Origin of the sequence: Burkholderia sp. MSMB2157WGS, assembly GCF_001532755.1 — a bacterium.
In the GTDB taxonomy this organism is placed as follows: Bacteria; Pseudomonadota; Gammaproteobacteria; order Burkholderiales; family Burkholderiaceae; genus Burkholderia.
The window spans coordinates 17,339-27,894 of record NZ_LPJG01000019.1 but is presented as its reverse complement, the minus strand read 5'-3'; the positions used below and the strand labels follow the sequence as shown (position 1 = coordinate 27,894).

8 protein-coding genes and 1 pseudogene are annotated in these 10,556 nt (G+C 70.4%); 1 reads left to right on the top strand and 8 read right to left on the bottom strand.

The genetic code is table 11. The annotated features are described in order from the left end of the window. Positions 1-257 (bottom strand): annotated as a pseudogene (locus WT53_RS13100) (amino acid permease); the annotation flags it as partial. A 614-nt stretch (positions 258-871) separates the two neighbouring features. Here WT53_RS13100 and WT53_RS13095 point away from each other — a divergent pair. Then, a complete protein-coding gene (locus tag WT53_RS13095) occupies positions 872-1,864 on the top strand; it encodes a hypothetical protein (protein WP_060260230.1) in 993 nt (330 codons plus the stop codon). On the opposite strand, the gene WT53_RS13090 is transcribed toward WT53_RS13095, so the two are convergent. Genes WT53_RS13090 through WT53_RS13060 form a run of 7 tightly spaced genes read right to left on the bottom strand, consistent with a single transcriptional unit; the run spans position 1,865 to position 10,542 of the window. After that, positions 1,865-2,917 carry a hypothetical protein gene (locus WT53_RS13090; RefSeq protein WP_060260226.1) on the bottom strand — a complete coding sequence of 351 codons (1,053 nt, stop codon included), beginning with the start codon at positions 2,915-2,917 and terminating at the stop codon, positions 1,865-1,867. Next, positions 2,907-4,196 (bottom strand): lipopolysaccharide biosynthesis protein, encoded by a 1,290-nt coding sequence (locus tag WT53_RS13085; RefSeq protein ID WP_060260223.1) that lies wholly within the window; start codon positions 4,194-4,196, stop codon positions 2,907-2,909. Before WT53_RS13085 ends, WT53_RS13090 begins: the two co-directional genes overlap by 11 nt. After that, positions 4,193-5,359: a polysaccharide pyruvyl transferase family protein gene (locus WT53_RS13080; RefSeq protein WP_306453928.1), complete on the bottom strand. Its 1,167-nt coding sequence runs from the start codon at positions 5,357-5,359 to the stop codon at positions 4,193-4,195. The genes WT53_RS13085 and WT53_RS13080 overlap by 4 nt, the downstream gene beginning before the upstream one ends. Then, the gene (locus tag WT53_RS13075) at positions 5,356-6,579 is read right to left on the bottom strand and encodes a glycosyltransferase (protein WP_060260220.1); all 1,224 of its coding nucleotides are present in this window, start codon (positions 6,577-6,579) and stop codon (positions 5,356-5,358) included. Before WT53_RS13075 ends, WT53_RS13080 begins: the two co-directional genes overlap by 4 nt. Then, positions 6,576-8,846, bottom strand: a complete 2,271-nt coding sequence (locus tag WT53_RS13070) for a polysaccharide biosynthesis tyrosine autokinase (protein ID WP_060260215.1) — start codon at positions 8,844-8,846, stop codon at positions 6,576-6,578. Before WT53_RS13070 ends, WT53_RS13075 begins: the two co-directional genes overlap by 4 nt. Then, positions 8,843-9,340: a low molecular weight protein-tyrosine-phosphatase gene (locus WT53_RS13065; protein ID WP_060260212.1), complete on the bottom strand. Its 498-nt coding sequence runs from the start codon at positions 9,338-9,340 to the stop codon at positions 8,843-8,845. The genes WT53_RS13070 and WT53_RS13065 overlap by 4 nt, the downstream gene beginning before the upstream one ends. Next, positions 9,337-10,542 (bottom strand): polysaccharide biosynthesis/export family protein, encoded by a 1,206-nt coding sequence (locus WT53_RS13060; RefSeq protein ID WP_034205670.1) that lies wholly within the window; start codon positions 10,540-10,542, stop codon positions 9,337-9,339. Before WT53_RS13060 ends, WT53_RS13065 begins: the two co-directional genes overlap by 4 nt. Between the last annotated feature and the right edge of the window lie 14 nt (positions 10,543-10,556).

The following is a 10,556-nucleotide window of genomic DNA, read 5'->3' as shown; positions in this document are numbered from 1 at the left end:
AGCCCCGATATTTCCGCATAAGTCGCGCTTTGAATCAGGCCCATCGTGATCGCGGCGATCCAGATCGCCCACGCGGGATGACCGATCGTCGCGGACACGCCGCCGATCGTGAACAGCACGCCTGCCGGCACGCCGCTCGTGACCCAGAAACCGTCTTTCCAGGTCAGGCTGCGCTGCAGTGTCCGGCTTTCGGCGGCCGACGACGCCGGCAGACCGGCGGCGTCGGCGCGACGGGGGGGCAATCCTGTATCGCTCATCGAGAATGTCCTTGTTGATTCGGTCCGTCGGCGGAAGCGGGGCGGCAGCACGAGCGCATGGCTGGATGAAGTCGGGCTTGCCGGCGTCGCGCCGGTTCCGCCGCAAGGCGATGCCGGTGCCGACGGGTGAAATGCGTCGCGGATCGATTGGTGGCAGTGTTGCGGCCGACGCGTCGTACAGACGCGGCGGCAGCGGAAAGTGCGCGATGCGCGCCGCTGGCGCCGTGCGTCGGCGCGCATGCACGGTGCGTGCCGCCACGGGTATACGAACGTATTCCCGCGCCGAACGGCCATGGTCCCAACAATCGCCGGGCGCGACAATCGGACTGGTCGGATTCTGGCGGAGGCGTCGGACGTCGCGCGATGGCGCCGATCGGACCGGTCCGATTGCCGGCGTGCGTCGGATAGGCGATGCTGTCCGGCTTTCCGGGATTCGATGCATGGGTCTACTGATCATTTCCATATTCGTCGCTATCGCCATATTTTTTGTGCTGTGAGCGATCCGATTCGGCAGGGTGTCGAGGCGGTACGGTACGCGATACGCCGTCGGCTGCACCGTGCGGCGGTCGATCGGTACGCAGGATTTCAACCGAGGAAGAGGGAGCGTGTGCTCGATGTCGAACTGGATTCGCAAGCTGTCGGTTTTGGCCGCCGGTTGCACGTTGACCGTCGCGGCTTGCGCGGCTGACCGCCATCGTTGGCCGGATGCGGCGAGCGGTATGCCGCGCGTCGGCGTGCAGGTCAAGATCCAGTCGTTTACGCGCGACGACGCACGCATGATTCGGGACACCGGCTTCGCGTTCGTCAGGCTGGGTGCGTGGACCGATCGCCTCGACGAGGCCGCTTACCGGGCGCAGCTCGACGGCGCATTCGCTGCCGCCCGCTCCGCCGGCCTGCCGGTGCTGCTGACCGTTCGCACGCTCGGCCGCTTCGCGGGAACCGACGGCGCGGACGCGAAAGCGACGGCAGCCTTGCTCGCGGATGCGGGCGACCGGATGGCCGACGCCGTTACGGCATTGGCGGCGCGACATGCGCGCGACCTGATCGCCATCGAACTCTGGAACGAACCGGACCTCGGTCGCTATTGGCCGACGGGCGACGTCGCGCGAGCGTTCCCGCCGTTCGCCGTCGCGCTGTGTCGACGGCTGGCGGAGCGACCACCAGCGGTGCCGATCGTCGGCTTCGGGTTCGCACACCCGCCGCTGCCCGGCAATGTCTCGGGCGATCTGCTCGCGCGCGTGCACGCGGCTGCACCGCATTGTCTCGATGCCGTGTCGTACCACGCGTACGGGATGACGCCCACGCAAGTCCGTACGGCGGCGGACGCCATCGACGCGCGCTACGGCTTGCCGGCGCTCGTCACCGAAGACGGTGCGGCGTCGGTGGGCGCCGACGGCGAGCGTCGTCAGGCGCAGCGCCTGCGCATGCTGCTCGACGCGCGCGGCGACCTTCGGACGCCGCTGATCTCGATCTATGAGTGGGCCGATACCGCGAATGCCGGCGATACCGCGCAGCGGAGCTATGGTCTCGTGCACGCGGACCGCTCGCGGAAACCCGCGCTCGATGCGGCCCGTGCGTCGCTGCGTGCGACACCTGCGGCGCGGTGATCAGGCGCGCGCCTGTCGCGTGCGAATCGACCAGAGGGCGACCGCGAACGGCGCGATGCTCGACAGATGCCGCAGATAGCTGCCGAGATCGGGTTCGAACAGCATCGACACGGCCACGTGGCCGAGGATCAGACAGGCGAGCAGCTCGCCGTTTCGAACCGGCACGGCACCGTCGTCGTGCACGGGCCGCTTCGGCATGCGGCGCCACGCGGCGCCGAGAAACAGCGCGATCAGCGCCTGCATCGCGAACCCCTTCGGATCGAGCGAAAACAGCACCGGCAGATTGAGCCGGACGAGCGAATACGCGTAGTTGCCCACGAAATGCGCGAACGAATCGGGCGTGAACGGGTTGTAGAAGCTCGTCCGGGCGCCGAATGGCGACGAATAGACGAGATAGTCCACGGCGAGGTCGCGCGGTTGCTGAAGCAGCATGTAGGCCGCGTCGGGCAGCGCGACCAGCGCCGCGACGGCCAGCAACGCACCGGCCAGCCTCGGCAGCGTCGATGCGCGCCGAAAGGCCCACGCGGCGAACGCGATCGCGAGGATCAGCGCGAAATAGCTGCGAATCGTCGCCGCGTAGCCGAGATACAGCACGGCGGCGATCATCATCGGCCACACGATGCCGCGCCGGCGCGCGGCGGCGAGTACGACGATCGACATCGCGACGACGATCGTGTCCTTGCTGGCGACGAACAGATTGAAGAACAGGCACGGCGCGATCAGCGCGAGATAGGCGACGAGCGCACCGAGCCGCCGCGCTTGCCGAACGGCGATCCAGATCGTGGCGACGCCGAGCGCGATGACGAACAGCGCGGTTCCGGCGTCGCCGAGCATCTGGTACAGCTTGCCGACCGCGTCGAACGACGAGCCGTCGTAGGTCGACCCGCCGCCGATCTGGGTCTGGATCTTGTCTGCGTCGCGGAAGATGAATTCCGGCAGCAGCGCGCGCGCGTTCGCGTAAACGCCGACGTACAACAGCGCGGCGAAGGCCGCGACCGCGTCGCGCAGGCCGCGGCTCAACAGCGGCCCGCTGCCGATGACGTTACGCAGCATCGCCGGCTCCGATGCGCCCGCCGCGCGCGGCGGGCAGGCGCGACATCACGAGCCACGTCATCCACGCGCTGACGGCAATGCTGGCGACGAGATGCGCGCCCGCCGCGCCGAGCGCACGCTGGTCGTGAACGAGTGCGATCGACATCGGCAGGCAGACGACCGTCAGCGCGGCGATCACGCACGCGACCGTGCGTCCCGCCCGCAAGGCGACCGCCGCCGCCCACAGAACGTCGGTGGCCGCACGCAGGACGAACGACAGGAGCAGCACCACGAGAATCGCGATCGACGGGGCGTCGTCGCCGGCGTGTGCGAGCCGGAAGATCCATGGGTGCGCCAGCACGATCGCGAGTGCGGCGGCGCCGGTCAGCAGGAGCGACGCGCGCAGCGCCCGGGCGAGCTCGCGGCGGAACGCCGGTGCGGCGGCGCGTGTGCTGTCGAGTGCGCTCACGAGGCGCGGTGCGGCTACCGCGACGACGGTAGCCGATGCGATCGTCTGGATCGCGTTGGCGATCGACCAGACGAATACGTAGCGACCCAGTTCGTCCGCATCGAGCTGCGCGGACGCGACGAAGCGTTCGAGATACTGCAGCACCGACAGCAGCAGCAACGCGACAAAGAAAGGCGCGCCGTCGCGCCAGACCGTCGCGAGCCGCACGCGCGTGGCCGACAGGGCCGGCATCGCCGGCAACCGGTGCGCGGCGGCGGCGATCAACCCCCAGCCGGCCACCACGACGACCATATCGCCCGCGATCCAGATCGCGAACAGCCCGTCGATCGATCCGATCGTGCCCGTCGTCAGCGCCACGATCGCGACCGCGGCCCATGCACCCGTCCGGACGAACAGCAGCCACGACGCGGCGCGCGCGCGATGGAGCGAGAAGAGCCAGGTGTTGACTTCGAGCGCGGCATGCTCGGCACAGGCGACGAGCGCGACGAGCGCGAGCGACATGTCGGGCAGCGCGCCGAGGTGCAGCGGCCCGAACGCATGGCCCGGCAGCACGGCGAGGCCGCACAGCAGCGCGTAGACACCGGCATACAGCACGGACAGGCGTACGCAGGTTCGGACCGCGTCATGCGGATTGGGGCCGGCCAGCCGGCGATTGATCTCGGTGCTGAAGCCGAGGCCGAGCACTTTCGACGCGACGACCGACACGGCGAGCGCGAAACCGTAGACGGCCACCGCGTCGAACCCGAGCGCGCGCGCGACGACGATCGTCAGCATGAACTTCAGGCCGAGTGCGCCGACGCGCAACACCAGGCGGAACCACGCGGCGCTCATCGCGCCGCTCCATGGTCGAGCGCGTCGCGCAGCGCGGCGACGATCCGCTCGCGTTCGTGCCCGAGACGCTCGAGCCCGACTTCGGCCTGGAGCCAGAACCGGCTCAGCGCGTCGGGCGCGAACAGCGTGTCGCAGACCGCACCCGCATCGAAGTCGGCCGCATTCGCGACCCAGCGGCCGACGCCGAGATCGGCATAGGCGCCGAATCCCTTGCGCTCGTAACTGAGGTGATACGCAGGCACGCCGTGCAGGATCGCTTCGAGCGCGCCGTGCAGGCGCACGGACACGACCGCGTCGGGCGTGTCGCCGGCGAGCACGTCCTTCAGCGTGCGAGCGGCGTCGAAGCCGCGTTCGCGGTAGTACGCGACGTCGTCGTTGCCGCGCCCGGTGCTCTGGACGGCGAACGTGACGCGGCAGGACGTGCGCAGCCGCTCGATCAGCGCGTCGGTCGATGCGTGGTAACGCGCGCATTGTGCGTCGCTCCATGCCGGCGGGCGGCGCAGCACGAGCGCGACGTGCGCGGGCGTCGCCGCGGCCGAGCGGGCCAGGTCGCGCACGCCGGACGCCCGATGGGCGAACTCGAGCACCGCGAGATCCGGCGCGCGCCGGGTGTTGGCATGCTCGGCGAGCAACGCGGCCGAGCGGTCGTCGCGCACGAACACGGTATCGAATCCGCCGAGCAGCGACCTCAGGTGTTCCGTGAGCAACGGGTTTTCCGCGGCGGGCCCGATGCTTTGCGGAAGATAGACGGTCGGCTTGCGTGCCGCGCGCGCTGCGCGCATTTGCACGAGATGCCCGGCTTCGAGCTTGAGCGCCTCGACGCGATTGCGCGCGCGCAGGTAGCCGCCGCCGACGCCGACGATCAGGTCGGCGCGCCGCAGCAGCGTGCGCAGGCCGGCGAGCGCGGGATTGATGCCGACCGGCAGCGCCGCCATCGCGGCGCCGACGAGGCGCTGCACGCCACTCGCGGCGAGCACCGGCGCCGGCTGTACGTCGGCATGACCGGGAAACGACGCGGGATCGGCCGCGACGACCGACACGTGCGTGTCGGGGCCGAACGCGTCGCGCAGCAGCGCGACCGACAGGTCGACGAGCAGACCGTCGCCGGAGTTGCGCGCGCTGTACGCATGCAGCAGCGCGACGTGAACGGGGCGATTCATCATGCTTGCTCCTGGAGAAGATCGCGATAGACGGCGAGTGTGCGATCGACCATCGCGTCGGCCGAGAAATGCGGGTACGCGCGCGCGCATTGGTCGCGCATCAGTCGAAAGGCGGCCGGATGGTCGATGAGCCGGCAAACCGCTGCCGCGAAGGCGGCCGGATCGTCGTCGTTCGGTACCGTCAGGCCGACTCGATGCGCGGCGATCAGTTCGGCTGCGCCCGCGACCTGCGTCGCGACCATCGGCACGTGCGCGGCGACGGCTTCGAGGCATACGTAAGGAAAGCCTTCGTAGCGGCTCGGCAGCGCCAGCAGGTCGAATGCCGAGAAATAGCGGCGCGCGTCATCGACGCGGCCCACGACGTGCAGGTTCGTCGGCGGATCGCGCGCTTCGTCGCCGGCCGCGCGGTCGAAATCGCCGGATCCGATCGCGACGACCCGCAGGCGCGCTTCATGGCGTCGCTCCAGCAGGCGTGCAATGCGCACGAGGCGATCGACGCCCTTCTGGTGATCGAAGCGCCCGACGAAGCCGACGACGAACGCGTCGTCGGGCAGACCGAGCGCGGCGCGTGCCGCATGGCGCTCGAGCAACCGCGGTGGCGACACGCCGTTCTCGACGACGCGAATCCGGTGGCGCGCGATACCGAGGTCGAGCAGATGATCGGCTTCGTCCTGCGAGACCGCGATCACCGCGTCCGAGCAGGTGTTGCCGAGCACGCGCTCGATGCCGCCGTAGAAAGCGCGCCTGGCGGGCGACAGCGTCGGGTTGAGCGTGTAGACCGCATGCGGCGTGTACGCCTGCTTCCACGGTCCGCGGCACAGCCGCGCGAGCGCGCCGGCCTTCGAGCTGTGGCTGTGCACGATGTCCGGCCGGAGCCGGCGCAGCAGGCGGTGCAGCGCCAGCACACCGCGCAGGTCGTGCAGCCCGACCGCGCGCCGCAGCGGCAGCCGATGGAACGAATCGCACTGGGCGGCCGCGCCGTGCAGCATCGCCTCGTCGAAGCGCTCGCCGAGCGGCGCGATCAGATGGATTTCCGCATCCGACCGCGCGCGCAGCCCGGCGATCAGATCGGTCAGATGCACGGCGACGCCGCCGCCGGCGGCTTCGACGACGAGCGCAATGCGCATCGGCCGCGCGCGGGAGGCCGGCGGGGCCTGCCGGCCGGTGTGACGGACGTTCGCCGCGCGATCGTCCAGCTTCGGGGCGAGAACGGTATCGCTCATGCGGACCTCCGCAGCAGACGTTGCAGGGCCGCGCGCAGGCGCGCGAGATGCGTGCAGCGCGTGTCGCACGTGTAGCGATACGCTTCGTAGCGATAGCCGCCGTATTTCGAGCCGAACGCGGAGGCGCCCGAACGCGGATCGAGGCCGTTCAGCACCACAGCCGGCACGCGGCCGGGCCGCTGCGGCAGCCGTTTCGCGGATTCGGTCAGTTCGCCGGCGCGCGTCGTGCCCGCACGGGCGACGAGCAGCGTCGCGTCGGCGTGCGTATCGAGCCAGGTCGCGTCGGTGGCCGCGAGCAGCGGCGCGGAATCGACGATCACGAGGTCGTAGCGGGCGCGCAGCGACGCGAGCAGCTCACCGGTGTGCGCGTGCTGCAGCAGGGCGGTCGGAGCGGACGGCAGCTCGCCGGTCGGCAGGAAGTCGAGGTTCGGCGCGACGCCGCGCCGCACGACGTCGTCGGCGCTGGCGTGGCCGCCGAGCAGTTCGGCGAAGCCGGGGCCGCGCTCGAGGCCGAAGTACTGATGCAGATAGCCTTTGCGCAGGTCGCCGTCGATCAGCAACACGCGCCGGCCGCTCGATGCCTGTACCGCGGCGAGGTTGACCGACACGAACGATTTGCCGGTGCCGGGCGTCGGGCCCGTGATCAGCACGAGCGGGTGCTCGATGTCCGCGAGCGAGAAATGGAGCGCCGTTTGCAGGCTGCGCAGACCTTCGATCGCGGGTTCGTACGGATCGTCGTAGGCGAGCACGTGCAGGCCCGCGTCGCGTCGCTCGACCGCGCGCATCAACCTGCGCTGGTGCGCGGCGGCCGGCAGCACCGCGCGCACCGGCAGCGACGTGTGGCGCTCGATTTCGTCGACGGCCGTGAGGCCGCCGTACAGGAACTCGCGCGCGAACGCGGCGATCACGCCGAGTGCGAGACCGACCAGCGCGGCGGCCGCGATCACGACCGGCCGGTTCGGTCGGACCGGATCGGCGGGCGCGACGGCCGAATCGACCACGCGCACGCTGGCCGTCCTGCCGGCCTGCACGAGTTCGAGCTGCTGGATGTTGTTCAGCAGCGCGGTATACAGATCGGTGTTGACCTTCACGTCGAGTTGCGCGCGCACCTCCTCGCCCTGTTGCGCGGGCAGCCGCGCGATGCGCGTGTCGAGCGCGCCCTGCTGGCGCTTCAGCGTCGCGAGCTGCGCGTCGAGCGCCGCCATGTCGGGGTGGGTCGGCAGGAAGCGCTTCGACAGCTCGTCGCGCTTTTGCTGCAGTTCGAGCATGCGCGTCTGCAGATCGGCGCCTTGCTGGAGAACGAGCTTGCCTTCCTCGGCCAGATCGACCGAGCCGGTGCGGCTGCGCAGCGACGCATATCGCGTTTCGGCGCGTTCGAGTTGCTGTTTGACGAGCGGCAGTTGCGTGTTCAGGAACGTCAGCGACTGGGCCGCTTCGGCGGAACGGCGGGCGATGTTCTGCTCGACGTAGCGGTTCGCGACGGCGTTCAGCGTCGCGCTGATCTCGGCCGGATCGTTGCCGCGCAGCGACGCGACGAGCACGCCCGATTGCTTGACCTTCTCTTGCACGTCGAGCGCCGTACGCAACGTGTCGATCGTTTCGGCGCGCGATTGCCGGATCAGCTTGAAGCGCGTGCCGGGCAGGGCGTCGAAGCCCGTGATTTCGACGTGCAGCGGGCCGTAGCGCGTCGCGAAGGTCTCAGCGGCGCCCACGGTGCCGACGGCGTCCGCCGTCATGTCCGGGCCGGTCAGCCGGTAGCGCGTGGCGTCGAGCCGCACGACGTGGAACGTGTCGCCCTCGGCGCGCGTCGGCACGTCGAACCGCGCGACGTCGATGCGTTCCTGCCCCCACGCGTAGCCGCCGAAGCCCAGCAGGCCGGGCGATACCGCGCCGTCGTTGAAGCGCGCGACGAACGCGCCGAGCACGGGCACTCGCGACGGCTTCGCGACGATGTAGCTGCGCAGGTCTTCGACGGCGCGCGTGACGACGAGCCGCGACGACAGGATCTGCGCTTCGGCCGACGCGGGCGAGCCGACGTTGAAGAACGATGCGGCATCGCCCAGCAGGTTCTTCGATGCGGTGTCGGTCGCATCGTCGGTCTGGATCATCAGGTCGGCCTGGTAGGTCGGCGGCGCGACGAATGCGTAGAGCGCGCCGGCGGCGATGCAGGCCGTCGCGATCGCAGCGATCGTGCCCCGCGCGCTGCGCAGGGTGTCGAGCACGCGGATCAAGTCGATCTCGCGTTCGGGGATAGCGGGCGTGTTCATGACTGGAGTGTGGAAACGGGTGGGGCCGGCCAGCGCGCGGCGACGCGCGGCAGCCAGCTGGCGACGGCGAGATCGATCAGCGCCGCGCAGCGGATGAAATCCGCGCGCGTGCCGCGATAAGGGTCGGGAATGTCGAGGCCGGGGCGCACGTCTTCCGATGCGCGCGCGTATTCGCCGAGCCGGAACACGCGGCCGCGCAGGAACGGGTGGCGTGCTTCGAGCACGCGACGCTGGCCGTCGTCCATCGCGAGGATCAGGTCGGCGTGCGTGCACAGGTCGGTCGTCACGGCGCGGGCGATGTGGCCGGCGAGCGAGACGCCGCGCGCATGCGCCATGTCGCAGGCGAGCGGATCGGCCGGGCGGCCCGGCGGCGGCGCGAGGCCGGCCGAGCGCACGTCGGCCTGCGGCAGGCGCGCGGCGAGCAGCGCGGCCGCGAGCGGGCTGCGGCAGATGTTGCCTTCGCACACGACGAGGAGGAACGGGCGCGCGCTCATTTCGTTGCAATCCCGGCGGCGACGCCCGTGTTGACGCTCGGCAGCAGCAGGCTCAGCACGCGGCTGAAGCGGACGAGCCCGTTGCCGTCGACATAGACGATGTCCTTCGGCTCCAGCTCGAACTGGTTGGCGAGCACCATCGCGACCGGCGAGCGCGCGTCGAGGTGGAATACCGTCGGCGCGCCGCTGTGCGTGCCGCGGATCACGAACATCTGCGCCGCGTCCGCCGTATTCGAATTGATGCTGCCGGCCTGCAGCAGTGCGTCGCTGAGCGTGAGGCGGCCGCTGCGCTTCGGCAGTGCGAGCATCGGACGGTTCACTTCGCCCATCACGTACACGCCGTTGTCGTCGCGCGCGCCGATGCGCAGCAGATCGCCGCCGCGCAGCGCAATGGCGGACGGATCGCGGTGCCGCTCGATCAGGCGCGCCAGATCGATGCGCACGGGCACGCCGTTGCGCACGACGGTCACGTCGCTCTGATCGGCGGCGGCCGTGAAGCCGCCCGCGCGCGCGATCGCGTCGGCCAGCGTCATCGGCACGTCGTTCACGGGCAGCGCACCCGGTGTGTGGACTTCGCCGTCGACGTAGACCTGCTGCGAGCGGAACGACGCGACGCGCAACGTGACTTGCGGATCGCGATAGATCGTGCCAAGCGCCTGCTTCACGCGTGCTTGCGCATCGGCCGCGGTCAGCCCCGCGACTTTCAGCCTGCCCGCATAGGGAAACGTGAGGTTGCCGTCGTCGTCGACGACGAAGCCGGCGATCGGGTCCGCCGCGCGCGGCGGCGTCTGCTGCGCGCCGGCTTGCGCGGCGGCAAGCTCGGGGTGATCCCAGACGGTGATCTGCAGCACGTCGCCGGGGCCGATCCGGTAGGCCGGCGCACGCGCCGGGGCCGGTGCGTCGAACGACGCCATCGTCGCATCGCGCGCTGCGCGCTGACGCGCGATCAGCGCCGGATCGATCGCGACGATCTCGACGGCCGTGCGGGCCGACGGAGAGGCGGCATCGGGCGTCGCGGCCGCACGCGCGTCGCCGACCGGCGCCGCGACGGGGTTCGGATTGCCCGCCGGCGTGCCGGGCTGCGTCGTGCTCATCTTCATGCCGGGCGCCAGCACGCATCCGGACAGCGCTATGCAGGCCGTCAGAACGAGCGCGAGCGCGCGACGGCGGCTCTTGGCCGTCGATGCGATCGAGGTGTTCATGGATTCCTTCCTGT